The organism is Clostridium muellerianum (genome assembly GCF_012926525.1).
GTDB classification, from domain to species: domain Bacteria; phylum Bacillota; class Clostridia; order Clostridiales; family Clostridiaceae; genus Clostridium_AM; species Clostridium_AM muellerianum.
In genome coordinates, this window is the sequence record NZ_JABBNI010000025.1 from 67244 (window position 1) to 93752 (window position 26509).

Sequence of the window (26509 nt, forward strand, 5' to 3'; positions counted from 1 at the left end):
TTTAATTTTTATTATCTAGTGCGGACCTTTTATAAAACATGAAACTTTATAAATAATAAACATTCCTTTATCCCTTAACTACATATTTTAATAGTATATTTTTTCAATGTTTTAGAAAAATGGACTACTTTTCTAGATAAGTTCAATTAATATTCCTATGAACAAAAATAGAGAATAGCTAATTAATACATATTTATTGTTTCTCTCCTTAATTTTTATTATTCACCAAAAAAATAATAAAAATGGTGCTTCAAAACTTCTTTGAAACACCATTTTTTATATTACCTATTTATTATTTTTTATTCTTTTCTTTCTTTTCTGCAGCAGGTTTTAATATATCAAAAACATTTATATACATTTGTTTTATTTCGCTTATCAACGGATATCTTGGGTTTGCCCCTGTACATTGATCATCAAAAGCTTGTTCTGACATTTCATCTAAAGTAGCATAAAATTTTTCTTCTGTTATTCCTGTTTCTTTAATAGTCTTTGGAATATTTACTTTTGCTTTTAATTCATCTATAGCCTTTATTAATAATGATATTTTTTCATCTTCTGTATTTCCACCCAAGTCTAAATAATCAGCTATTTTAGCATATCTCCATTTAGCATTAGGATATTTATATTGAGGGAATGCAGCTTGCTTTCTTGGATCATCTACTGCATTGAATTTTATAACTTCATTTATAAGTAAAGCATTAGCAACTCCATGTGGTATGTGATGTTGAGCTCCTAATTTATGTGCCATTGAGTGACATACTCCTAAGAATGCATTAGCAAACGCCATACCAGCCATTGTTGAAGCATGAGCCATTTTTTCTCTTGCCTTCACATTAGTTGTACCTTCTTCATAAGCTTGTGGTAAATATTTAAATATTAATCTCATTGACTCTAGTGCTAATCCATTAGTAAACTCTGAAGCAAGTACTGATACATAAGATTCAATAGCATGAGTTAATGCATCTATACCTGATGCCGCTGTTAATCCTCTTGGCATACCCATCATAAGTTCAGCATCAACTATAGCCATATCTGGTGTTAATTCATAATCGGCTAGTGGATATTTAGCACCTGTTTTTTCATCAGTGATTACTGCAAATGGAGTAACTTCTGATCCTGTTCCTGCTGAAGTTGCAACAGAAATCATCATTGCTTTTTCACCCATTTTAGGGAAAGTATATACTCTCTTTCTTATATCCATAAATCTCATAGCTAAATCTTCAAATCTTACTTCTGGATGTTCATACATTACCCACATAATCTTAGCAGCGTCCATAGCTGAACCACCACCAACTGCTATAATAGTATCTGGATTATATCCTGCTATTTCTTTAGCACCTTTTTTAGCTGCTCCAAGAGTTGGATCTGGTTCTACATCAGTAAATACTTTAAAATCAACTCCCACTTCTTCAAGAACCTTTGTAACTTTATCTACATAACCTAATTCATAAAGCACTTTATCTGTTACTATAAATGCTTTCTTCTTATTCATATCTTTTAATTCTTTTAAAGCAACTCCAAGACTACCATATTTAAAATAAACTTTTTCAGGAACTCTAAACCAAAGCATATTTTCTCTCCTCTCAGCAACGCTCTTTATGTTTAATAGATGTTTAGGCCCAACATTTTCTGATACAGAGTTTCCTCCCCATGAACCACAACCTAATGTTAATGAAGGAGCTAATTTAAAGTTGTATAAATCTCCAATTCCACCTTGTGCTGAAGGCATATTTATTATTGTTCTACCAGTTTTCATAGTGCTGCTGAATTTTTCTACTTTTTCTTTTTCTGTCATTGTATTTATGTATAATGAAGATGTATGACCAAATCCACCTAATTCAACTAATCTTTCAGCTTTAACTAAGGCTTCCTCAAAACTCTTTGCCCTATACATACCTAAAACTGGAGACAACTTTTCATGTGAAAATGGTTCTTCAAGTTCTACGGATTCAACTTCTCCTATAAGTACTTTGGCTGTTTTTGGAACTTTGACTCCTGCCATTTCTGCTATTTTGTAAGCACTTTGTCCAACAATTTTAGCATTTAAATTTCCATTAATCAAAATTACTTTTCTAACCTTATCTATTTCATCATTTTTAAGTATATAAGCTCCTCTATCTTCAAATTCTTTTTTCACTTCTTCATATACTGAATCTAAAGATATTACTGATTGTTCTGAAGCACAAATTACTCCATTATCAAAAGTTTTGGAAAGAAGTATTGAATTTACTGCCATCTTAATATGAGCAGTTTCATCAATTATAGCTGGCGTATTACCTGCACCAACTCCTATAGCTGGTTTTCCTGATGAGTAAGCAGCTTTAACCATTCCTGGTCCACCAGTAGCAAGCGTTAAATTTACTTCACTCATTACTACCTGTGAAAGTTCAATTGAAGGTTCATCTATCCATGCTATAATTCCTTCTGGAGCACCTGCTTTAACTGCTGCATCAAGTATTATTTTAGCTGCTGCAATAGTTGAATTTTTTGCTCTTGGGTGAGGTGAGAAAATTATACCATTTCTAGTTTTTAAAGCTATTAAAGCTTTGAATATTGCTGTAGACGTTGGATTAGTTGTTGGCACAACTGCTGCTATAACGCCTATAGGTTCTGCAATTTTAGTTATACCAAAGGCATTATCTCTTTCTAAAACTCCACAAGTTTTTTCATCTTTATATTTGTTATATATATATTCTGAAGCAAAGTGATTTTTAATAACTTTGTCTTCTACAATTCCCATTCCACTTTCTTCTACTGCCATTTTAGCAAGTTTTATTCTAGCATTGTTTGCTGCCATAGCTGCTTGTCTGAAAATTTCATCAACCTGTTCTTGAGTGTATGTAGCAAATTTCTTTTGAGCAGATTTTACTTCTTCTAATCTTTTCATTAATTCTTCAACGTTTGTAACTTTCATTAATGACACCTCTTTCTTAACTTTTTAATACTTACATTAAGAGAAACTATCTTATGTAAAAAAAAAATTGTTCTTTTTTTATTTACAACTTTACAATTTATTTAATTGTTTGTTGCTATGCTATAATTATGCATGATTGTTTGTTAATTGTCAATCATATTTTTGTTTATTTTTTGTTTGATTTTATATTTTAAAATACTAATTCTTTGCTTTTGCTTGTATATGACTGATTTAAAAAAATATTCTCGCTGTTATATTGTTAATTAATTAACAAAAACTATGTGTTTTTATGTAAACGTTGTCTCAATATGATATATCGTTATTATATTAACTATCTTATTTCAATTGTTTTTTCTTTTCTACAATACACTCGCTCCAAACCTAAGAATCCCTTAATCTTAATATACATTTGTTCCATTTTACTTATCAATAGACATCTTAGGCATCTGAAAGAAAATAACAAGTCCAATATGCGACGGATATTTTTTGTAAGACAAGGAGGCAGGTTCCGCAAAAGCTTAATCTATTTAAGGGCTCTGTACAAAAAATAGAGTTGCAATTGATTTCAACTGCAGCTCATTTTAATTTTAAACTTTTGATAACACACTAAGGCATATTCAAAAAATAACAAGTCAGTATGTTAGTATATTTTGCGTCATACTGCGTCAACAGAACCCTTTGATAGAACAACTATCAGCGGAACCTGTTTCCTTGTCCATCGCAAAATATACTAACATCTTTGACTTGCTATTTTCTTTCATATGCCTAAGCCATTTTTAATTCTCTAATAAATTTTCTCACATTACTTATTATATCTTCTTTACTTTTCCCATTCTCTATTTTTTTAATTATTCCGCTTCCTACAATTATTCCTTCACAATATGATTTAAATCCTGCTGCCATTTCTGGTGACGATATGCCAAAGCCTAATGCCTTAGGAAGATTTGTATACTCTGAAATTACACTCATATACTCTTCCACATTAGTACTTATATCATTTCTTGTACCTGTAACTCCATTCACAGAAACACAGTATACAAATCCCCTTGCATCCTTTACAATATTTTTTATTCTGTCTTTGGATGTAGGTGCTACAAGTGGAATAATATTTATATCATATTTTTCTCCTATGCCTATAATATCTTTTCTTTCTTCTATAGGAAGATCAGGTATTATAATGCCATCTATACCACTATCACTAGATTCCTTTATAAATTTTTCCATGCCATATTTAAATATAGAATTATAATAAACAAGGTATACTAAAGGAATCTGTGTTTTTTCTCTTATTCTTTTTACTGTGTCCATTATTTTTACTATTTTAGCTCCATTTTTGAGTGCTCTATTTGAAGATGCCTGTATTGTAACTCCATCAGCTAATGGATCTGAATAAGGTATTCCAAGTTCTATTATATCTGCTCCTGCCTCTTCCATAGCAAGTACAATGTCTATTGTAGTATCTAAATTAGGATCTCCAGCTGTTATAAACGGTATTAATGCTTTTTCTTCTTTTTCTTTTAACTTGGTAAATTTAAAATCTATTCTATTCATTATAATTCTACCCCCATTATATTAGCTATCGTATTTATATCCTTGTCTCCTCTTCCTGATAAATTAACAATAACTATATTATCTTTATTAAGCTTAGGTGCCAGTTTCATAACATAAGCTAATGCATGTGAACTTTCAAGAGCTGGTATTATTCCTTCAATATGTGCTAAATAAGTAAATGCTTCTAATGCTTCCTTATCTGTCACTGCTTCATAACTTGCTCTTTTAGTATCATTATAATAAGCATGTTCTGGTCCTATTCCAGGATAATCAAGTCCCGCAGATATTGAGTAAGCCGGAAGTATTTGTCCATCCTCATCCTGTAACACATAGGTCATCATACCATGAATTACTCCTACAGAACCTTTTGATATGGTAGCTGCATGCTCCTCTGTATCCAAACCTTTACCAGCAGCTTCCACTCCTACTAAATTTACATAAGTATCGCATACGAAAGGATAAAAAATCCCCATAGAATTACTTCCGCCACCAACACAAGCCACTACATAATCAGGCAACCTACCTTCTTTTTCTAGTATTTGCTTTCTAGCTTCATCTCCAATTACTCTTTGAAAATCTCTAACCATAGTTGGATATGGATGTGGTCCCATTACAGATCCTATTACATAAAAAGTATCTTCTATATTTGATACCCAATTTCTCATAGCCTCATTTACTGCATCTTTAAGAGTACCAGTACCTGTGGTTACGGAGGTCACTTTAGATCCTAATATCTTCATTTTGAACACATTAAGAGATTGTCTTTCAATATCCTCTTTTCCCATAAATATTTCGCACTGCATACCAAACATTGCTGCTGCTGTAGCTGTAGCTACCCCATGCTGACCAGCACCTGTTTCAGCTATAATTCTTTTTTTACCCATTCTTTTAGCAAGTAAAACTTGTCCTAAAGCATTATTTATTTTATGTGCTCCTGTATGATTTAAATCTTCTCTTTTAAGATATATTTTAGCCCCTCCTAATTCCCTAGTTAAATTCTCTGCAAAATACAATGGATTCTCCCTTCCCACATAATCTTTAAGATAATATTTATATTCATCTATAAACTTGTCATCTTCTACAGCCTTATTAAATTCCCTTTCTAATTCTATAAGAGCATTCATTATAGTTTCTGGTACATATTGTCCTCCAAATTTTCCAAATCTTCCATTCATTAAAAATTCCTCACTTTCATTTATATTAATATTAAATTTTTTACTACAAATTTTGCATTCTAACTTTTTCTATGAACTGTTTCATTTTTTCAAAGCTTTTTATACCATCTTCTTCTACACCACTTGATACATCTACTGCATAAGGTTTTACAATTTTTATAGCCTGGGTAATATTGTAAAAATTCAAACCTCCTGCTAAAACTATTTTCCCACTTACATTTAAATTATTAAGCACATTCCAATTAAAACTTATTCCCGTACCACCAGAAGCTCCCTTTACACTACTGTCTATAAGTACAGCTTCAATGCCACATTCACATATTTTATTTATCTTTTCTTCATAAAATTTAACCTTATCATTAACCTCCTCTAAAGAATCTGATACATCAATGCTTATACTTTTCCATATATTAAATTGGCGTAATTGTTTTATATAATTTTCAGCTTCTCTTCCATGAAGCTGTATTACATCTAATCTTAAAGTTTCTGCTATGTTTCTTACTTCCTTCAAAGAATTATCTTGAAAAACTCCAACTCTTTTTATACCTGCATCTAGCTTTTTTATAAGCTGCTTTCCAGTTTCTAAATTAATTTGTCTCTTACTTTTACAGAATACAAACCCTGCATATTCAGGCCTTAATTTATTTAAAAATTCTACATCTTCAATCCGTCTTATACCACACACTTTCACTAAAGTCATACTATACTCCTTTCCTAAATGTAACGATTTGCCATATCTTAAAAATGTTGTGACGCAACCTTTTTTTGAGAGGACAATTGACATAGGACAGAGGACAGTGAAGGTAAGCTTTCTTCCTTATGTCAGAAAACTAATTCCCAATAAGTAAAATTTATTGATTTTTAAAGATCGTTTTTTCTAAAGCAAAATAATCTTTAGATTTATATTAATTAGCAATGTTTCGCTTTAACGAAACGAGCAATTGAAAATTAAATTAAAGATTTTTCGCAGCACAGTGGAGAAAACTCCTCCTTCACTGTCCTCTGTCAATTGTCCTCTGTCCTCTAAATAAATCGTTTCCCCTGCTCCACAAATTCATTTAGCTTGTCTATATTTTCAATGTTCCTCATAAAAGTTTCACCTACTAGCACTGCACTTACCCCTAATCCTTTTAAATATCTTATATCCTCTGGAGTTTTTATAGCACTTTCAGATACAACTAAAATTTCAGAAGGTATATTCCTTATAAGTCTCTCTGTATTTTTGAAATTTTCTGTAAAATCTTTTAAGTTTCTATTATTTATTCCTATGATAGAACAGCCACTTTTTAGGGCTATTTTAAGTTCTTCTTCATTATGAACTTCTACTAAACATTCAAGTCCAAGGCTTTTTGCTAAATCATAATGTTCTTTTAGTTTATGTTTTAATACGGAAACTATAAGTAAAATAGCATCTGCTCCTATGGCCTTCGCTTGATATATCTGATAAGTATCAATAATAAAATCCTTTCTTAAAATAGGTTTTGAATTTACTTTTTTAACATCTTTTATATACCTATCATCTCCTTTAAAAAAATTTTTTTCAGTAAGTACCGACACTGCATCTATGTTTATATCTTCATATATTTTAGCTATTTCAACATGATTAAAATTTTCTAAAATAACCCCTTTTGAAGGTGATGCCTTTTTTATTTCTGCAATAATTGAAATTTCCTCTTTACTAATTGCTTTTTTAAAATCTCTCATAACTACATTATTGCAGCCTTCCATAATTTTATTTAAAGGTACCTTTTCCTTTTCTAACTTTAGCTGCTTATCTTTATATGCTACTATTTCATCCAGTATCATAGTCTATATCAATCCTTTCTGTATGCTTAATTTTCAAGTGTTATTAGTTATTGGTTTAATACAATTTAGGCTTACTGAAACTATTTATAACAATACGATTAAGTGTATACACTTGAAGTTACTAGTTTTGATTTTAACTTTTATGTAGTGATATATGATAAGTGTTTCATCACATTAGCTAAATTGTTTCTTATTATTCTTAGCGAAAAGTTTGAAAAAGCCTTAGAACTTTAGTCTTGTTTGAGGGAACCGAGTTTGACAAAGTTCTTAGGCTTTCTCAAACTTCGAGCTTTAGAATAATTAGAAACATTTAGCCGTGATGAAACACTTATCATATATCACGTAGTAAAAGTTAAAATCAAAACTTTCACTGTACCTTGTTTCTCATTATGCTTATATTAAATGAAAACTTTCCATTATTAAGCTAAAAATTTATTGCTATAATCCCTTAATTCATTCATTTTCTTATAAACTTTTCCTGAGTCTATAAGTTCTTCTGCCATTCTTACTCCTTCCTTCATATTTTCACATACCTTTCCTACATACAAAGCCGCTGCGCTATTAAGTATTACAATATCCCTTTTAGCACCTTTCTTCCCCTGTAAAATCTCAAGTATTGTTGCTGCATTTTCTTCAGAAGTACCTCCTTCAATTTCATGACTATTACTCATTCTTATTTCAAAATCTTCTGGATTTATTGTATATTCTGATATTTTTCTATCTTTCAATTCACTTACATAGGTTAATGATGTAGTGGTTATTTCATCAAGTCCATCTTCTCCACAAACTACCATAGCCCTTTCACATCCTAAATTTGAAAGCACCTTTGCCATAGTGTGAGTGATCTTTTTATCATACACTCCCAATACTTGTCCTTTAACAAAAGCAGGGTTTGTAAGTGGCCCTAATAAATTAAATACTGTTCTTGTACCCAATTCTTTTCTTGGTGCAGCTACATTTTTCATAGCATTATGATACTTTTGAGCAAATAAGAATGCCATTCCTTTTTCATCAATGCAATTTCTTGCTTCTTCTGACTTTAAATTTATATTAAATCCTAACTTTTCAAGTGTATCTGCACTACCACTTTTACTTGATACTGCTCTGTTTCCGTGTTTTGCTACCTTTACTCCAGCAGCTGCTGCAACTAGTGCTACTGCTGTTGATATATTAAAAGTTTTTCCTCCATCTCCTCCAGTACCACAGGTATCAATAACATAATCTGATTTAGTTTTTAAAATAAGTGCGTTATCTCTCATGGCTTTTGCAAATCCTGTTATTTCTTCCACAGTTTCACCTTTCATTCTAAGACCTATAAGAAAAGCCCCTATTTGAGAATCACTTCCATTTCCTAACATAACTTCATTCATAGCATCATAGGCTTCTTTTTCTTTTAAATTCTCCTTATCTATAATCTTTTTAATTATCTCCTGCAGCATTACAAATCTCCTTTACAAAATTTTTTATCATTGTCTTACCATTTTCAGTAAGAATGGATTCTGGATGAAATTGAAGTCCATAAACTTCATATTCTTTATGTTTAACTGCCATTATCTCCCCATCATCTAAGCTCTCACCAGTTATAAAAAGCTCATCTGGGAATGTATCTTTTTCTATTACAAGCGAATGATATCTCATAACTGTCATGAACTTTTCTAAATTTTGAAATAATTTATTTTGTTTTATGCTTATCTCAGAAGTCTTTCCATGCATTATATGATTAGCTCTTATTACTTTTCCTCCATAAGCGCACCCTATAGCCTGATGTCCAAGGCATATACCTAAAATAGGAATTTGTCCTCCAAATCTTTTTATTACATCTATGCATATACCAGCATTTTCTGGAATTCCAGGTCCTGGTGACAATATAATTCCCTTTGGCTTTAATCTTTCTATATTTTCTAAAGATATTTCATCATTTCGAGCAACCTTTATATCCTCATAAATTTCACCAATATACTGATAAAGATTGTACGTAAATGAATCATAATTATCTATTAAAAGTATCATTATATCACCTCTATCATAGCCATAGCTTTATTTAATGTTTCTTCATATTCCTTTTCAGGGATAGAATCATAAACAATACCTGCACCAGCTTGAACATATGCATAACCATCTTTAAATAATATAGTTCTTATTGCAATACAGGTATCCATATTACCATTAAAAGAAAAGTAGCCCACTGCACCAGAATAAATTCCACGTTTAGTATCCTCTAACTCATCAATTATTTCCATAGCCCTTATTTTAGGTGCTCCAGATACAGTACCTACAGGTAAACATGAGTTTAGTGCATCTATATAATGTAAATCCTCTCTCATGTTTCCTGAAACCTTGGAAACTATGTGCATAACATGAGAGTAAAAATCCACCTCCATGAATTTATCTAGTTTTACACTGCCAAACTTACTTATCTTTCCTATGTCATTTCTTCCTAAATCAACTAACATTAAATGCTCTGCCTTTTCCTTTTCATCATTTAATAATTCTTCCTTTAATTTCAAATCTTCTTCTATATTTTTTCCTCTTGTCCTTGTACCTGCTATGGGGTTAGTAATCACTGTTCCTGACTTTACTGACACTAAACTTTCTGGTGAAGAACCTGCTATTTTAAAATCTTCAAAATCTATATAAAATAAATACGGTGACGGATTCTTAGTTCTTAGTCTTCTATATACATCAAATGCTTTTGATTCATTTTTAATCTTAAGTCTTTGTGATAGAACCACTTGAAATATGTCCCCTGCTTTTATATATTCCTTTGCTTTTTCTACCATGTAGCAATACTTTTCTTTGGTTACATTAGAAGTTACGCTTTTTTCATTTTTTGCTTCTTCAAGCTCATGTATTCTATTGCCTTTAACTATAATGGATTTTAACTTTTCTAAATAACTTTCTATATCCTTATAATCCCTTTCTTCATCTGCACTAACATTATAAATTAAATAGACTTCATGTTTAAAATGATCGTAGCAGATAAAGGCTTTGTAAAACATTATATAGGATTCTGGAGTTTTTATATTATCTTCATTTTCATCTGGCAATTTCTCATACTGTCTTATTACATCATATCCAACATATCCTATAGCCCCTCCTATAAATGGTATAGAAAGTCCTAATGATTCATAATCCACATTTAAATATTTCTTCACATAATCTAACACATTACCCTGTATGTTTTTTAATCCATTCTCACCTTCAACAAATATATTTTTTCCATAGCTCTTTACCTTCATATAAGGGTCCATTGCTGCAAAAGAATATCTTCCTATTTCATTTTCAGAATATATGCTTTCAAATAAGAATTTGTTTTTTCCATTTAAGTTATAATAAATCCCTATAGGTGTAATTTCATCTCCATTTACTTTTATAAATAGCGGGAAACTTTTTTTTAAATTCTTATAATACAAAAACTCTTTCTCTGACAAATTCATTATTTAATACCACCTCTCTTAACTTTATCTATGGTTTAAATTTGTATACAAAAAAAGGCCACCTCATCCTCAAACTGGGACGAAATGACCGCGGTGCCACCCAAATTAGTTTATACTTACAGTGAATTAAAAATAAAAAACATTCCATCCTTATAAGGACGAAATGTTAAATTTCGTTATGCCACCTAAATACAAAACTATCTTATGCAGGTACAGATTTTACTCGATACCCTGTCTTTTTAACGGTAGACTACCGGTTATTGCTACTATTATTTCGCATCACACCTTAAAGACCCATTCAATACAGGCTACAGTATTTGGCTCACACCATTCCAAACTCGCTTAAACTAAACTCCTTATATCTACTCTTTCTTTTCATCGGTTTTAAACATTTAACTTGTTTTTTATATACTAAACTGTTTTATCTATATTGTCAATACTAAATTTTATACAACTTTAAATCTTATTCCATAAATGCCTTCTTTATGAGTTATTACTGCACTAGTAAAATAGAAAGAAATACTTTTATCTGCTACAATTTTAATACCCTGATCCATAACTACATCATCATTCTCTTTTTCTTCATCCATAACTATTTCCTTTTGTATGCCACCACATGCAACACCCGTTTTTGCAATTCTTACTGCAGTTTTATTCTGCTCTTTTAGCATATTTTTTATGATTTCAACTGTTTTTTCATCAATAGTTACTTTCATGGCTTTCTCCTCTCTTATCTATTATGATATTTTGTTAAATTACTCAACTTTTTCAGAGGACAATTGACAGAGGACAAAGGACAATGAAGGTAAGTTTTCTTCTTTACATCAGAAAACTAATTTATTTTAAACCTTATTTTGCTAACTCAAAAGAATCTTTAAATTTATACAAATCAGCAATGTTTCGCTTTAGCGAAACGATCCTTCAAAAACTTAATTAAAGATTTTTCATAGCACAGCGGAGAAAAATCCTCCTTCACTGTCCTCTGTCCTTTGTCCTCTATCCTCTAAAAAAAGTTGCTTCGCAATTTTCTCATATTAAGTCAAAATTTTGTATCCAGTAAAGTTAAATAAATTATATTACTATATTTCTTCTATATCAATACTTTTAATTATTTTATATATTAAATAACCACTGCTGTAATTTTGTAAACTCCTCATTATTCATACCTTTTATAGTATATTCTGTTTGGGCAATTTCTCCTTGAACTGCTGCTTTTATATTAATTAAATTATTTCTTTTTTGAAAAATATTTTGTGATTTTGTTGAACTCTGAATATTTTTCTTTGGTATTATCACTATATGCTTTGCTAACCTTCTAAATTGCATAATTAGTTCATTTTCTTTTATACATATTGCTGCATTTCTCTGTCTATAGTAACCTAGCAAAAAGAAAAAAGGTAAAATTAACAAACTAAAAAATCCATATTTGAACTTATAAGTAATAAAAATTGTTATTATAACTGGAATTATACTAGCTCTAATTAAATAACCCATAATAGATTTATTAGATGAATAAGAAAATTGAAATTCTGGTTTTATTTCAGTTAAAACTTCTGCAAAAAATTTATCTATTTTACTTTTTTTAAGAAGTGGGCATAAAACAGTTGATTCACCTTTTTCCTTACCATATCCTATGCTTTCAATATTAATTGACACAGCATTAAAAGGTTTCTTTAATATTCCTTCTACAATGGATATGCTCTGTATTCTATATATTGGAACTATTACTGATTTTTTATCAAATAATCCATAGGTTACACTTATCTTATTTCCGTTCCTTTTTATAGTAAAATCATAATAAGTTATAACTGTAGTAATAATAGATATTATAAATGTAATTAAAACTACTGCTATTATAATTACTAATATTAACTGAAGGGATTTATAAGCCATTATACTTTCAGCACTTTTATTTTCAAAGTTATCCATCTTACTTTTAAAGCTCTTTGGAATTACATTATTTATTTTGTCATATAGTACAAAAATAAAAAGCATTCCTCCCATTATATATTTTGATGTTATGGCAGTAATAATTAAATCTGTAACTGAAGCTTTGTATTTTATACTTTCATCAAAAACTTTCTCTTGCTTTTCTTCTACTATAACACTTTCTGCTTCTTGATTTTGCTTTATATTATCACTAAATAAAATCTTTCTAATATTTTCTGCTTCCTTTTTACTTAAAATTAAGCGAACCTCAGCTTCTTTTCCGCCACCTGCTGTATCAATTTTAAGTGTAACTACTCCAAATAACCTTTGAACAAATTTAGAATCTATATCTAAAGTATGTATTTTATCCTTAGGTATATATCTTGACTTTCTACTTATTACCCCTTCCTTCATATGTATGCCGCTTTCATCAAAACTATATACGTTGTTTTTCCAACTTATTATAGTTGTCACTATAGTAGCTAGTACAATTAAAGCAATTGCTAAAAATATAATCTTTCCATTCTTACCCTTAGAAATTACAGCACCTATTAATATTAAAAGTGAAATTATATATTCTTTTAAACTACTAATTATTTTACTTATAAAAAAATAGGGATGTTGTTTATTATACTTCATCTTCATTCAAACTCCTTACTACAGAACTTGTTATAACACTTTGAAGTTCCTTTGCTATATCATTTACTAAAGATGGAATTTCATATTTACCTCCTGCAGTATATATAGCTAAATTTGTAAGTCCAAAACGTGAAAGTATTGGACCTGTAGATGTATCCACATACTGTATTCTTTTTATCGGAATTACTACAGTTTCTATTACAAATACTCCATATTTAAGTACTACCTTGTCCTTTTCCATATAATAAGACCAATTTTTGTACTCCACTTTAGGAAAAATTAATGCACTAATAAAACTTAATACTATAACTGCAATAAAAATACCACTTACAATGTTTTTAAATTTAAAATGAGGTAAAAACTTTAAAAATGCTATAAAGATTAAAGTTATTACAACTACCCAAATAAACTCTTTGATTCTAAAAACCTTAACAGCGTCCCTTGAAATCTTATGTTCCTGTTCCATATTTTCCTCCCTTAATTACTAAATATCATTATATATAAAATATTATCATATAATACAGTATTAAACAACTCATTCATTGAATTGTTTTTATTTCTATTTCATTTTTATTATATATTGCTTTTCATTGATTAAAATAAACTTAATAAACTCTTTATATTTTCAAATTATAAAAATATTGCGAAGCAAAGTGCAGTGAAAGTTTTGATTTTAACTTTTACTACGTGATATAGGATAAGCGTTTACTCACTGCTAAATGTTTTCAATTAGTCTAAAGCTCAAAGTTAATGAAAACCTAAGAACTTTGCCAAACTCGGTTCCCTCAAACAAGCCTAAAGTTCTAAGGCTTTCATTAACTTCTCGCTAAGACTAATAAGAAAACAATTTAGCTAATGTGAGTAAACGCTTATCCTCTATCCCTACGTAAAAGTTAAAATCAAAACTAGTAACTTCAGTTGTACATATCAATATTGATAATTTTATAATTTAGCTCTTAAAAATTCAGGCGGAAGCCTTCAGGATAGACACATAAATCAAAAAATATTCATTTTAGTATAATATAATTGTGAAAATTGAAAAGAATCAAACAAAGCACTATATAACACACACATTTAAAACTGGAAATAAACCTACTACTTACAGGCTACGGCCTTAAGTTGTAATTAGAATAACTAACTTAAAATATATAAATGAAAAATAATTATTATGAAAGCTACGCTTCTAATATAATAGGGATAATAGAGTATATATGTAGACTGAAGTAAGAAGAAACGTTAAGCTGTATGAAGGCTGATATATGTTGTGCAGGAACATTCGAGCAAATTTTAGAAGTTCTAATGCTTGAGATATTGAAAAATGCCGTAATTTTTGCCAGGACGGCAAAAGCTCCGAAAGTGACAGGAGGTCACATTTGAGGAGGTAGGCATTTTTTAATATCTCAGGCATTAGAACTTCTTAAATGAAGCGAGTGTTCCTGCACAACATATATCAGCCGAAATACAGCTTAACGTTTCTTCGGTTACTTGCGTCGCATTATGTTTATTTTGCAAAAAAGAAGCATAAATTTATTCTGCCTCCCAAATACCATCTTTTAAAAATGTATTTGCTTTTCGTTGTGCTTTTTCAACAATATCATCGCTGTATCCTAGGATTCCCAAAAGCTTTATAGCATTTTGCGTAGTTGATCTTCCTTCATGTATTTTATAATCAAAAGTTATTTGGTTATCTATAATATTTTCTTGAAAATGATAGTTAGAAAAATATTTTTCTAATATATGAGTAAGTTCTACATCATGAGTTGCAGCAATACAAACACAGTTATTTAATGTTAAATATTTTAAAACCTGTGAAGATGCTGATATTCTTTCTACAGTATTAGTTCCTCTTAAAATTTCATCTACAAAACATATAGTTGGTATATCTTCATTTAAACTATCAATAATTCGTTTTAAAGATTTAGTCTCTGCAATATAATAGCTTTCATTATTAAATATATTATCCTTTAATGCCATAGAAGTATATATTTTAAAGTAACAGCATTTAAATTCCTTAGCCAAACAAGTATATATGGTTTGTGCAAAAATAATGTTTATAGCTAAAGTCTTTAAAAAAGTGGATTTTCCTGAAGCATTAGATCCTGTAATTAAAATTGAATCTGGCATTTCTATAGAATTGGATACGGCATCTTTCATAAGAGGATGCTTTATGTCTTTAAAAACATTAACCTGTTCCATCTTCTTACTGCATTTAGTTAATTCAGGAGTAACATATTCTTTAATTCTTTCTCTGTAAGATGCAATGGCTATACAACTATCTATAACACCTATAATTCCAAATATAGTTTTAAATTCTTTGCTTTTTTCTACAAGCATATTTGACATCTTTTCATAGTTTATTAAATCTGTAAGAAAGATTATGCTTACATATTCCATTAATAATCCCATATCTGTAGCATTATTACTTGAATTGAACGATGCCTTCCTAATAGATCTCATTGACTTAAGAGCTTCCTTTAATTTTTCATTATAATCTCTTAATTCCTCTATTTCTTCTTTAGAAATTAATTCTGCTTGTTTAACTATTCTAACTATATATTTAAAAGCTTCTAGTTTGAACTTAATTTTCTTTTCTTCACTATAATATATAAACATGTTTAGAGCTACAGCTATAAACATTAAACTAAGCCCCATGTGAGGACTTATAAATACAATAGCTAGTGTTATAATAGGTAAAAAAGCTAAGGTTCTATAATAAATTAAAGAAGATTCCCTTTTTTTCTCTTTATTATAAAAATAATCTGATATAAGACAACTTCTTTTTTTACCTAATTTAGCAAGTATATATTGTATTTTCTTTCTTTCATTACTATTACTTTGAAAAAACCTTATTAACTTATCTCTTAATTTAAGCTCTTTTTCATCATATAAGGGTTCCCTTAACATATTATATAAACATTGTTCACCAGGGCTACTTTCAGTAGAATTTATTTTTTTAAATATGCTGTCCATATTCAAATCATTCCAGGTGATTTCATCAATAAAAAATCTTTCTTTTTCATCTTCTTTTCTGTTATTAAAGTATTCAGAAACAGTTTTTAAATCATCTTCACTATATTTTCTTTCTATATCCTTTCCCCATTCATCTTCTATTCTACGTTTAATTTCTCTATCATCTTTTAAACTAGACCCAAAAGTAATTATAGCGCCTATAGCTATAATTACTAGTATATACCCTATAATAGCTGCCATTATTTTTCCTCCATCTTAAAAATATCCTCATAAGCAAGTTCTTACTTGTAAGGACTGAATAAATATCTTTAAAATTAAACTAACAATCACATGAGCTCCTTTGCCAAAGCTCCAAAAATCTTTTAGGCATTTAAACTCCTTATGATTGTTAGCTATATTTGTTTCATTTAATTATAATTCTCTATTTAACTTTGACACGTTCTATATACTCATCTATTACTTTTACTAATTCTCCTATTTCCGGTTTGCTTAATTGTGCATCTGCACCTACAGATTCTCCTTTGTGTTTTAACTCAGATGTTATTAATGAAGAGAATATTGCAACTGGTAGTCTTTTCAAAATAGGATGTTCTTTAATTTTTCTTGTAAGAGTATGTCCATCCATCTGCGGCATTTCAATATCTGTAATTAGCATTTGAACATCCTCTACAAAATTCTCACCCTTTTCTTCTACTAAATTTGTCAGGTAATCTAATGCTTGTTTACCATCATCAAATAATATTAAATTTTTAAAGCCAGCCTTTAAAAGTGTATCTTTCAACAATTTTCTTATTAACGCTGAATCGTCTGCTAAAATAAGTTTAGCATTAGATCTATCTTTATAATCAACTTTCACAATTTTATCTTCACTTATACCTGTACTTGGGTTAATATCTGTAACTATTTTTTCAAAATCAAGCATTAGTATTATTTTACTGTCCAGTACAATGTTTCCTATAACTAAAGAATTTGCAGATATATCATCTGGCTTTGTTATTTGTTCCCATCTAATACGGTGAACTCCTAAAATGTCATCAATATTAAAGCCTACTTTAACTTTATTAAATTCGCATATTATAACTTTACACTTTTTATCTATTTCACTTTGTTTTTCTAATATGTATTTTAAATTTACTAATGTTATTATTTCATCTCTACATAATATAAGTCCGCCTATTGCAGGATGTGATTGTGGTAGTTTGGTTAAATTATCTACTTCTAATACTTCTTTAACCTTTATAACATTAATTGCATAATGTTTATTATTTATTACAAATTCTAGTATTTCGACTTCTCCAGTACCACTTTCTAATAATATGTCTGTGTTCATAATTTTATCCCTCTCTCCATTTTAGTATTATTAAAAATTACAAAACAACTTTAGTTTTTATATTTTGTAAGTTATAGTAAGTAGTTTAAATATATAATCTCACATAATAAGAACATATGCAATAACTAAACTTAAAATTTTACACTTAATAAAAATCCACACCTTTAACACCGAATATTGGCTCCATAAAAGGCAGTTTTAACTTCCTATATATAGTTACATTTCCTTTTATTTTAAGTTCCTTTGATATAAATACTTTAGTATTTTCAAATTGAAAAACACTATAATTTTGTTTCTCAATTTCATCTTCATAGTAAAGTTTCACATTTAGACTCCTAGCCTGAGTCTTAGTGCCATTTCATTCACATTCTATAGTCTTACTAATATTTTTTACAACAAAACATAAATTTTTATCTTTAACATATTTTAAAGCTTTACTATCAATACTTAATTCAGTATCCATTTACTTTTACTCCTTACATATTGAAATTAGTTAGTATAATCACTTTCCTTATAATCCGAATCATATCCAGGAGATACCTTATTACCCTCTTGAATTAGTATAGTTTTAATATTATGTCTTTCTAAAGCTGAAAGCTGCTTCCCTTCACCAGTAAAACTCCTATCTTCCTTATACCAGGATTTTGATTTAAAATAACTTTTAAAAGGTTCTCCAAATACATATCCATGTCTAGCGAATATTTCATTTCTAGCTAACTGAAGTTGTTTCTTGCTTAAACCTTTTAAATCATTTTTAGTTATAGGTTTTTTATTACTGTATGGAAGTATGTATTCATCTGAATTTGCATCTTTTTCTTCAGAGGATGTAGTATCATTTTTATCTGTCTTTTCCTCTGTTGACGCTTTTTTATCATCATAACTAGTTTGTTTATTTGAAGAATTTGAAATACTAGAAGCATTATTTTTACCTTTATTTAAAGTCATATAAGTAATTCCAAATCCAACCAAAAACACAAGTAGAATTGCTGCTGCCAATGCTTTGAATTTTAATCCGCTGGATTTCAAATCATGAATTTTAAATTTGGGTTCATCATCCACTATATCATATTTGTAAGTGTTTGATTTTATATTTGTAGTATTATCGTCATAAATTCTTTTTTCTTTATCTTCTACATAATCACCTTTTTCTAGTACAGTATCTTCTTCTTTATTTTCTTTTTGCTCTATGGTATCCTTTATTATACAATCTTCCATACTGCTATTTATATTGTCCTCTTCTATATTATGCTTTGCACCACAAGATGGACAGAATTTATCTTTATTACTTAGTTCATATCCACATTTTCTGCATTTACTCACTTAAAAATTCACCTTACTTTCTCATAATCCTTATATCTCTTTAGTAAAAACTTCATGACACAAAACTTTAAATTTTACTTAGGCATTTGAAAGAAAATAATAAGTCCAGATGCGAAGGATATTTTGCGTCAGGCAAGGAGGCAGGTTCCGCAGATAGTTCAATATCTAAGGGTTCTGCTGACGCCGCATGACACAAAATAGACTAGTAGATGGACTTATTATTTTTTTGAAGATGCCTTAACTACTTTTAAGCGCAGCTTTAATTTTATATATTAACATCTTTATAATTTTTACAAGCCTATTTTCTTGTGCCTTATCATATTCTTTAAAACTATTATGCTGCTTTTTTTCATCTTTATTAGCATTTTTATTAAGTGGTTTTTTGACACTGTTTCTTTCATTATCAACATTTAATATATCATCATACCTACGCAAATTTAACGATTCTTCAAGCTTATTATGATCTACTTTACTAAAAAAATCATTTAGAACTTGAACATTTTCCACATTGTTTATAGCAAAATCTATAAACAGATGTTTCTCTTTATCTATTCCATCAATATAAAATTCCTTATTTGGAATATCAAAAATATATCCTGCTTTTAACTCTGTATTAATTCTTTTTATGCTGCCTTTACATAAAAAAATTATATTTATTAAACTTTTACTTTTAGGAGCCTTCATATATGTTATAAAACCTATTTTTCTCCTCACTTTAAAGGGAAGAACCCTGTATAGATACTTCAAAATTTCCCTGGAAATATCTGCAATTAAATTATTGTCACAATCAAGCACTATATAAATCTTTTTCCCATACTGTGCTGCATGAAAAGAAGCTTTAATAATATTTACAAATATCTCCTCATTTATAGAAGCTTTACTATACATTTCTTCTATAGAAGAATTACCACTTAAAAACTCAGCTTTTCTAATTTCCTTAACTTCTGGAATAACATGTCCCTCATTTATATCATAATTATTAATAAACCCTTCAGAATATATTATTCTTTCCGGGTTCTTTATATAATCATCTTTTTCTTCTTCTGGAATTATGTAATTATGAGTAAAATATCTATTTCTTTCTCCTGTATAATCCCTTCCTACAAAAGCAGATTCACCAATTACCATACTACCTTCTTCTGTATTTACACAAAAAAGTGCTTTGGGATATTTGGACAAATCTTCTTCTCCTGCAAGACTAGCTGGAGCTTCATAAAAACATAAGTCATGTAAGGTATTTATTATAAATTCATCCTGCAAGTTGGCACTCTTTGCCACAGTATCATATCCTGGAGTTTTGCTAAATATACCTCTTCTATCTCTAGTATAAAAGTGCTGCTCAATCATAGTTAATCCCTTCTCCCATCTAAATAGTTCATCTCATAAAGCAGCCATAAAAAAGGTTCATCTACCCTTATATGCTCTATACCAACATTTTCATCTATTTTTAAATTTTGAGGATTACACCCTAAAGAAGATACTGCAAAATATCCTGTAGTTTTAAAGCAAGCATCCATGGCACCTTTAAAAGGAGCATCAGCTTTTCCTAGAAATTTCATAACTTCTCCATTTATATTTTCAAACTCATTTAAATTAAAAAACTTTTCATGATTATAATTTCTAAAAATATTACTATTTTCACTTATGTATTCTTCATCTCTTAAATTTTTAAGCATATCACTTTTAGTTACCACCACTGCTGTAGGTATGCTTGTCTTTTCGTGAGATTGCTTTGATATAAAGTTTTCAAAGAAGTACACAATTATGTCTTTAGGTTCTTGATATTTTTCCGTGAAGTCTCCTTTAACTTCTTTATTCATAAGACTTATTTTTTTTCTTAAAGCTCTCATTTGAAGTGGGTCCACAAGAAATATTATTCCATCGGAATTTTTTATATGTTCTCCATGTTTTTCTATATATCCTTTATCCGTCATTCCTTCTCCTGGTACATCATAAAAAATTAAAGTAAGAGGAGGAATCTTATCATTTTTAAATTTCATATTTGCTATTAATGGTTCTACATGCTGTTTAGGTGTTGGATCCAGCATTATATTGTTATCAAAGATTTTTTCTTGATTTTCTCTTATTTCATCATTGTATTCAGAACTTCCTGCAATAAGCGATGCATCTATTCTCTCGCAAGTATATTTTTCAAGCACATATAATAGTGCAGTCATATAAACAGATTTACCTACCTGAGAAGCTCCAACTACTGAAATAACTTTTGAAGGCCCTCTACCAGCAGTTATAGGAAGCTCATTATGACAATAAGGACAAAGCCTTTCATTGGTACTTATATCATATTTATCTTTAATCTCTATAAGAACTCCATCCACTTTTGTTTTACTTTTTTCTGGAATATCCTGAGTTTTAATTACTGAATTTATTTCCGGCAAAGCTGATTTCCCAGTTTTTCTATTGTATTCATTTAATAATTCATCTACTGTCTTTTCATATTCAGGGTCTCCTTCTTCTGCATGAGAAGCCCTAAAAACTACCTGATCAGTTTTAAATTTCTTAAAACAGAAGGGGCATTTTATCATAAAAGGTCCCTTTTCATAAGTAGCTTTTTTATATTCATTTTTCTTTTTATTCTTTCCATGAAAAATTTGAAAAAGACCCATAAGTCTCAACTCCTTTAAAATCACTGTTTCTTAAGATTATACATATTTCCATATTTCTCTGTATTCTTTATAAATAATTTTAAAAATTCATTTTTACCTACTGTAATTTCTGGCATAATATTTGTACCAGCATAAATATCTTCAATGAATTCAAAACATATTCCATCTTCCTTGCTTAAAGGATAGGAACCTTGCTTTTTAACATAACACAATACATCTTTACTTAAATTTACTTCTGAATATATACATATTTGCAGTTTTTTCTCCTTTGAAAAGAAACTGCCAAAAGACCTTACTTCTTTTATTTCATAGCAGATTTTAGGAGTACCCGTAGTTACCAAAATTTCATTTTTACCATCATTTTGTTTTAAAAGTGTTATCTCATTTTCTTGTTCAATGGCAGGAAAAATAAAATATCTATACTGATTTATTTCTCTTATAGTTTCTACATAACCATTAAACTCTTTAAACTCTTCTCTAGTATACATTTTAACACTTTTTTCATTAATATTATCTAATTGAAAATCTTCAAAAATGTCCATTTTTAGTATATAAACTATATTAATGTCCTTTGGCCATCTCCATCTTATTGTAAGGCTTTTTTTATCCAAATTGTAGCTTAAATCTTGTATTTGTTGCTCTTTATTAGTAAATTCTATAAGCTTCATAAAAGCACCTCTTTTTAATTTTACTGAAACATATTGTTTGAACTGTCACCTTCATAAACATTAAAGTTCTTTATTTTATCCATATAAGAGGATTTCTTAGAATAGTCTTTTACATCTACTTTCACAGGTATAATAGTAAAAATCACAGCAATAACAATGTCTGCTATACACCTGTGCAGCATACCCATCCATGGTACATATAAAAATCCTGCTTCCATAATAATTCCTGCTGCAAGTCCTGATAAAACTCCACCTACTAAAAATCCCTTAAGCAAATTTTTGTTATCAAATACTAAGCTCACACTTAATGCTATTAATGCTCCTAAGAAAGTAATAAACATCACTCTAAGGAATTTATACAATGAAGAAGCTTCATAAATTCCGTATCTCTTATCTACAAGAAGCCTCTGCCCACTATCCCTATATATTTTATTAAATACATTTTTTAAATCCTTTATTTCTTTTACATTATAGTAGTTTCCACCACTTTCTTTAGCTATTTCCTTAAGCATAGAAAAATTATTGCCATTAGACATTCCAATAGTATATATAGATATATTCTTTTCCTTAAAAGGTTTTAGAGTTTCATCAAATTTCTTACTTAAATCATATGTATCCCCACCATCTGATAACATTATAACCATGGCATTTTTATTTTTAGTTTCTGAGGATTTTATTTCATCATAAGATTTTTCTAAAGCATCCCTCATGTTAGTATTTCCTTTAGGATTTTGCATATCTTTTAACTTCAAAGAAACATCTTCCCTATTTTGTTTTGTAACCTGACTCATAGGAATTATTCTTTCTGCAGTATCATCAAACTTATACATGGAAAATCTATTATTTTTGTCCATATTATCTATAAGGTTTAATGCTGCAGAAAATCTTTCATTATTAGGATCTGTATTTTTCATACTTCCAGATGTATCTATAGTAAACACTATATCATCCACCTTTTTAAATTTTTGCGTACTTATCTCATATAAAAATTGAAACATAGCTCCAAATACAAATAATCCAATTAAAGTACATGGAATTAACAATTTAAAAGAAGTTTTTAAATAGTTGTTTTTCCACCCTTGCCCATTTAATCTAGGACTTATCATCTCTCCTATAAGGCACATAGTTCCTATACAAATCGCTAGTATTCCAAAATATAATCCCATGAGAATAACTGAAGACATAGTATATCTTAAAGAATTTAAAAGTATTTCTCCAAGTATAAAACCAATTACCCCTCCAATTAAACTCATTATAGTCATAGTTATATTTACTCTTTTCTCTATCAAAATTCGCCCCCCCAAACTAATAATTTCAGTTGTATACATTAATATTGATAATTTTATAATTTAGCTCTTAAAAATTAAGATAAAACCTGTTGCTTTTATTGTACTATATTTAAAACAATAGTATGTATGTACACTGTAGTAAGAAGATTTTTTTAACTGTATTTTAACTTTTACTCAGCAATATATTATAAGCAATTTTTAATATTAGAATTACAATAGTTACTACACAACTTTTTATGTGGAGGGAGCTTTGAATATATGGTTTATAAAAGCTTTTGAGTGAATTTAGGAGCTCTTATGTCTAAAATTTAAAAAATTCCGTAATTTGAATCAGGACGATTCAAGCCGCGAAAGTCCCAGGACGGGACATTTGAGCGGGTAGGAATTTTTTTAATTTTAGGCATTAGAGATCCTTAATAAACGGTCAGCTTTTATAAACCATATATCCAATGCGGACTCCACATAAAAAGTTGTGTCGCAACATGCTTATTATATCTCACAACCCTTACTTGATTTCAGGCAGTTTGCTTACATCTATTCCATGAAATTCGTATCCACATTTCAAACAAGCTTCATATTTATCTATAGAATTTCTTATATAGAATATATCTTTGGCAGCAAAGCCACCCATTAAATTTAAATTTTCAATTCCACTTATTCTTTTCTCATGTACATATCCTATTTTATAATTTCTAACTTTCCTATCAAAATCAAAAGCATATTTTATAAAATTACTGCTGTAATCTCCAAAGAAATATTTTTCTGCATAACTCCTTACATCATAATTCATTATATAAATCTTAAGTGCTGAATTTTCTCCTAAAATATCATAAAGTTTTCTATATATTTCATCTTTAGATAAAACCTTATTTTCCAAGTTTCCTGTATCCACATTAGCTCTTTCGCTTAATTCTTCTTCAAAGGACTTTATAAAATCTGGTTGTGGTAAAATATACTTATTGCAAAATTCTATTAGTTTCAAAATAAAGTCTTCTTGAGTTCTTTTTATAATCTCAGAAGAATTTCCGAAATATTCTTCTCCAAAATAAAAATCTTCTCCATATTTATTTATAAGATTTTCTAATATATTATTTACAACTTTTGTGTAATAGACCTTTATGTTCTGTCCTGTATAACTCTGCTGTTTTCTTACTATTTCATCTTCATATTTAAGAATTATGCTATGAATATTTTTAGTTTTCTCAATATATTTGTAAATTTCTTTATGAATACTATTCAATGCAGCTTCATATTTTTCTAAGATTTTTATAAAAATGTTTAACCTTAAAATGTTAAGTTTTCTTCCATATACTTCTGTAAACAATTTTTCTTTTACCTTATCAATATTTTTTCCTCTAGTAAAAATGTTTTTTAAACTAAATTCTTCTACAAACCTGCTTTCATATGTATTTTCAATTTCTTTCCTTAACCCTTCTATAGAATTTGAAAGAATCTTTTTTTCTTTTTTTATGTATTTAAAAACAATACTTTCTCCCTCACTCCAATTTAAAGCACAATACAAACCTAATTTATCATTATTTAATACACTTTTTTCAAATAAAACACTAAATTCATTTTCAAAATTAATATCATTAAGTTTTTTATCAGCATATTCTATAAAATTATTATTGAAAAAATTTTCACATCTATCCCTATATAATTCTTCTTCTATTTGTCTTAAATTAAGCTTTGAAAGCCTTTTTTCCAAAGACTTAGTATTATTCATCATTATACTGTTCATATCATAAATTGTAACAGCTTTAGGTAAAATTCTTTCTATATTTAAAGCTACATTATCTTCATCTAATTTCAAAATACTAACTACAGCTTCTTCATCTTTTTTAGAAAATTCTTTTAATCTTTTTATAAAATTTTCATAAAAAGCTCTAACTACAGTAATAGCAATAGCCTTATTAGGTCTTTTTACTACTGCAAGTCCTGCTGAAACATATCTATTTAAAGAATCCTCCAAACTTATATTAGCTTTAAATCTAGTATTATCATAATACTGATTTTCTGTATCTGAGTAAGTTTCAATACTCACATTTCTATTTTTTAATAGATTGATGTAACCTATTATATTATAATTGTTTTCCATAGACCTTTCTGGTATAAGGCCTTTTTCATTTTTTTCTTCTAATATGTATGTAAGATAAAATACAGGTCCTTTTGCTTCCACTAAAAGTTCTCTTTCTTCTCCATATATCTCTATTTTTTCTTTAAAGATAAATAGCTTTTTTTGCACATATTCCAATTCCCTAAAAAAGCTCATAGACATAGCCTCTGAAAGGAATTCATCTTCCACATCTTTTTCTTTTATAAGTATATAAAGATCAGCAATCCCAAGCTTAAAAACTTCAAGCATTCTCTTTTTTACAAGCATAGTTATTTCAGGCAATATTATGTTTAGAGGATCATCTGAAGTTGTAACCACAGCAATATTTATATTTTCAAAGGAATTAAATAACTTTCCAGAACTTAATATTTTATCTCTAACCATAGTTATTTTTTCATTTAAACAAGCAAGCATCTTCTTATCACTATAAAAGTTGTCTCTTATGTTTTTTCTTAAACTTTTTTTATCTAGATCACTATATTCTATTTGAAAATTGAATACATTATCATCATCTTCAACTTTTTCCTTTAAAACATTCATAAAAACTATAGCTTTTCCATTATCCCAATTACATCTTATATTGCTGCTTATATGCTTTGAAGCATCTTTAGCGCCCTCTCCTATAAACAAAAAAAGTATAGGATTATTTGCACTTCTTTGAGCATCTCCCTCAAAAATTTTTCTATCCGCATTTAAAGAATACTCCTCAGCAAAACTTTCTAATATATCCTCCATCAAAAT

20 protein-coding genes and 1 other annotated feature are annotated in these 26509 nt (G+C 28.9%); all 20 genes read right to left on the reverse strand.

All coding sequences use genetic code 11. The annotated features are described in order from the left end of the window. Positions 1-292: 292 nt before the first annotated feature. The 20 genes from adhE to HBE96_RS13470 all read right to left on the reverse strand — a co-directional run bounded on the left by adhE (position 293) and on the right by HBE96_RS13470 (position 26503). Positions 293-2914, reverse strand: coding sequence for a bifunctional acetaldehyde-CoA/alcohol dehydrogenase (gene adhE, locus HBE96_RS13375; RefSeq protein WP_169298238.1), 2622 nt, complete (start codon positions 2912-2914; stop codon positions 293-295). Between the two features lie 765 nt (positions 2915-3679). Then, entirely contained in the window at positions 3680-4465 is a 786-nt protein-coding gene (gene trpA / locus HBE96_RS13380; RefSeq protein WP_169298239.1) for a tryptophan synthase subunit alpha, read from the reverse strand. Then, positions 4465-5640 carry a tryptophan synthase subunit beta gene (gene trpB, locus HBE96_RS13385; RefSeq protein ID WP_169298240.1) on the reverse strand — a complete coding sequence of 392 codons (1176 nt, stop codon included), beginning with the start codon at positions 5638-5640 and terminating at the stop codon, positions 4465-4467. The genes trpA and trpB overlap by 1 nt, the downstream gene beginning before the upstream one ends. 43 nt (positions 5641-5683) lie before the next feature. Next, complete coding sequence (locus HBE96_RS13390; RefSeq protein WP_169298241.1) at positions 5684-6340, reverse strand: phosphoribosylanthranilate isomerase; 657 nt, start codon at positions 6338-6340, stop codon at positions 5684-5686. Between the two features lie 323 nt (positions 6341-6663). Beyond that, positions 6664-7446, reverse strand: coding sequence for an indole-3-glycerol phosphate synthase TrpC (gene trpC / locus HBE96_RS13395; RefSeq protein WP_169298242.1), 783 nt, complete (start codon positions 7444-7446; stop codon positions 6664-6666). 419 nt (positions 7447-7865) lie between these two features. Beyond that, a complete protein-coding gene (trpD, locus tag HBE96_RS13400) occupies positions 7866-8885 on the reverse strand; it encodes an anthranilate phosphoribosyltransferase (protein WP_169298243.1) in 1020 nt (339 codons plus the stop codon). Further along, on the reverse strand, positions 8866-9456 hold the full coding sequence (locus HBE96_RS13405) for an anthranilate synthase component II (protein WP_169298244.1): 591 nt from the start codon (positions 9454-9456) through the stop codon (positions 8866-8868). The genes trpD and HBE96_RS13405 overlap by 20 nt, the downstream gene beginning before the upstream one ends. Beyond that, the gene (gene trpE / locus HBE96_RS13410) at positions 9456-10886 is read right to left on the reverse strand and encodes an anthranilate synthase component I (RefSeq protein WP_169298465.1); all 1431 of its coding nucleotides are present in this window, start codon (positions 10884-10886) and stop codon (positions 9456-9458) included. Before trpE ends, HBE96_RS13405 begins: the two co-directional genes overlap by 1 nt. A gap of 148 nt (positions 10887-11034) precedes the next feature. Next, positions 11035-11271 (reverse strand) — a binding site (T-box leader). Between the two features lie 58 nt (positions 11272-11329). Next, positions 11330-11599 carry an iron-sulfur cluster biosynthesis family protein gene (locus tag HBE96_RS13415; RefSeq protein ID WP_169298245.1) on the reverse strand — a complete coding sequence of 90 codons (270 nt, stop codon included), beginning with the start codon at positions 11597-11599 and terminating at the stop codon, positions 11330-11332. A gap of 397 nt (positions 11600-11996) precedes the next feature. After that, the gene (locus HBE96_RS13420; RefSeq protein WP_169298246.1) at positions 11997-13451 is read right to left on the reverse strand and encodes a PH domain-containing protein; all 1455 of its coding nucleotides are present in this window, start codon (positions 13449-13451) and stop codon (positions 11997-11999) included. Then, a complete protein-coding gene (locus tag HBE96_RS13425; protein ID WP_169298247.1) occupies positions 13441-13917 on the reverse strand; it encodes a PH domain-containing protein in 477 nt (158 codons plus the stop codon). Before HBE96_RS13425 ends, HBE96_RS13420 begins: the two co-directional genes overlap by 11 nt. 1061 nt (positions 13918-14978) lie before the next feature. Beyond that, complete coding sequence (locus HBE96_RS13430) at positions 14979-16661, reverse strand: MutS-related protein (RefSeq protein WP_169298248.1); 1683 nt, start codon at positions 16659-16661, stop codon at positions 14979-14981. A gap of 181 nt (positions 16662-16842) precedes the next feature. Beyond that, complete coding sequence (locus HBE96_RS13435; RefSeq protein ID WP_169298249.1) at positions 16843-17751, reverse strand: chemotaxis protein; 909 nt, start codon at positions 17749-17751, stop codon at positions 16843-16845. A 145-nt stretch (positions 17752-17896) separates the two neighbouring features. After that, positions 17897-18076 carry a hypothetical protein gene (locus tag HBE96_RS13440; protein WP_169298250.1) on the reverse strand — a complete coding sequence of 60 codons (180 nt, stop codon included), beginning with the start codon at positions 18074-18076 and terminating at the stop codon, positions 17897-17899. Positions 18077-18240: 164 nt separating this feature from the next. Beyond that, a complete protein-coding gene (locus HBE96_RS26860; protein WP_169298251.1) occupies positions 18241-19071 on the reverse strand; it encodes a YARHG domain-containing protein in 831 nt (276 codons plus the stop codon). Between the two features lie 237 nt (positions 19072-19308). Continuing rightward, positions 19309-20418, reverse strand: coding sequence for a GAP1-N2 domain-containing protein (locus HBE96_RS13450; protein ID WP_169298252.1), 1110 nt, complete (start codon positions 20416-20418; stop codon positions 19309-19311). 2 nt (positions 20419-20420) lie between these two features. Continuing rightward, a complete protein-coding gene (locus tag HBE96_RS13455) occupies positions 20421-21695 on the reverse strand; it encodes a TRAFAC clade GTPase domain-containing protein (protein ID WP_169298253.1) in 1275 nt (424 codons plus the stop codon). Between the two features lie 20 nt (positions 21696-21715). After that, positions 21716-22363 (reverse strand): hypothetical protein, encoded by a 648-nt coding sequence (locus HBE96_RS13460; RefSeq protein WP_169298254.1) that lies wholly within the window; start codon positions 22361-22363, stop codon positions 21716-21718. 20 nt (positions 22364-22383) lie between these two features. Then, the gene (locus HBE96_RS13465; protein WP_169298255.1) at positions 22384-23652 is read right to left on the reverse strand and encodes a vWA domain-containing protein; all 1269 of its coding nucleotides are present in this window, start codon (positions 23650-23652) and stop codon (positions 22384-22386) included. A 505-nt stretch (positions 23653-24157) separates the two neighbouring features. Continuing rightward, positions 24158-26503: a synaptonemal complex protein 1 gene (locus HBE96_RS13470; RefSeq protein ID WP_169298256.1), complete on the reverse strand. Its 2346-nt coding sequence runs from the start codon at positions 26501-26503 to the stop codon at positions 24158-24160. Positions 26504-26509: the final 6 nt, after the last annotated feature.

What these genes read in the sequence shown, in the direction of transcription:
- adhE (WP_169298238.1), bottom strand. Translation starts at nt 2,914, where the DNA reads ATGAAAGTTACAAACGTTGAAGAATTAATGAAAAGATTAGAAGAAGTA.
- trpA (WP_169298239.1), bottom strand. Translation starts at nt 4,465, where the DNA reads ATGAATAGAATAGATTTTAAATTTACCAAGTTAAAAGAAAAAGAAGAA.
- trpB (WP_169298240.1), bottom strand. Translation starts at nt 5,640, where the DNA reads ATGAATGGAAGATTTGGAAAATTTGGAGGACAATATGTACCAGAAACT.
- HBE96_RS13390 (WP_169298241.1), bottom strand. Translation starts at nt 6,340, where the DNA reads ATGACTTTAGTGAAAGTGTGTGGTATAAGACGGATTGAAGATGTAGAA.
- trpC (WP_169298242.1), bottom strand. Translation starts at nt 7,446, where the DNA reads ATGATACTGGATGAAATAGTAGCATATAAAGATAAGCAGCTAAAGTTA.
- trpD (WP_169298243.1), bottom strand. Translation starts at nt 8,885, where the DNA reads ATGCTGCAGGAGATAATTAAAAAGATTATAGATAAGGAGAATTTAAAA.
- HBE96_RS13405 (WP_169298244.1), bottom strand. Translation starts at nt 9,456, where the DNA reads ATGATACTTTTAATAGATAATTATGATTCATTTACGTACAATCTTTAT.
- HBE96_RS13415 (WP_169298245.1), bottom strand. Translation starts at nt 11,599, where the DNA reads ATGAAAGTAACTATTGATGAAAAAACAGTTGAAATCATAAAAAATATG.
- HBE96_RS13420 (WP_169298246.1), bottom strand. Translation starts at nt 13,451, where the DNA reads ATGAAGTATAATAAACAACATCCCTATTTTTTTATAAGTAAAATAATT.
- HBE96_RS13425 (WP_169298247.1), bottom strand. Translation starts at nt 13,917, where the DNA reads ATGGAACAGGAACATAAGATTTCAAGGGACGCTGTTAAGGTTTTTAGA.
- HBE96_RS13430 (WP_169298248.1), bottom strand. Translation starts at nt 16,661, where the DNA reads ATGGCAGCTATTATAGGGTATATACTAGTAATTATAGCTATAGGCGCT.
- HBE96_RS13435 (WP_169298249.1), bottom strand. Translation starts at nt 17,751, where the DNA reads ATGAACACAGACATATTATTAGAAAGTGGTACTGGAGAAGTCGAAATA.
- HBE96_RS13450 (WP_169298252.1), bottom strand. Translation starts at nt 20,418, where the DNA reads ATGATTGAGCAGCACTTTTATACTAGAGATAGAAGAGGTATATTTAGC.
- HBE96_RS13455 (WP_169298253.1), bottom strand. Translation starts at nt 21,695, where the DNA reads ATGGGTCTTTTTCAAATTTTTCATGGAAAGAATAAAAAGAAAAATGAA.
- HBE96_RS13460 (WP_169298254.1), bottom strand. Translation starts at nt 22,363, where the DNA reads ATGAAGCTTATAGAATTTACTAATAAAGAGCAACAAATACAAGATTTA.
- HBE96_RS13470 (WP_169298256.1), bottom strand. Translation starts at nt 26,503, where the DNA reads ATGGAGGATATATTAGAAAGTTTTGCTGAGGAGTATTCTTTAAATGCG.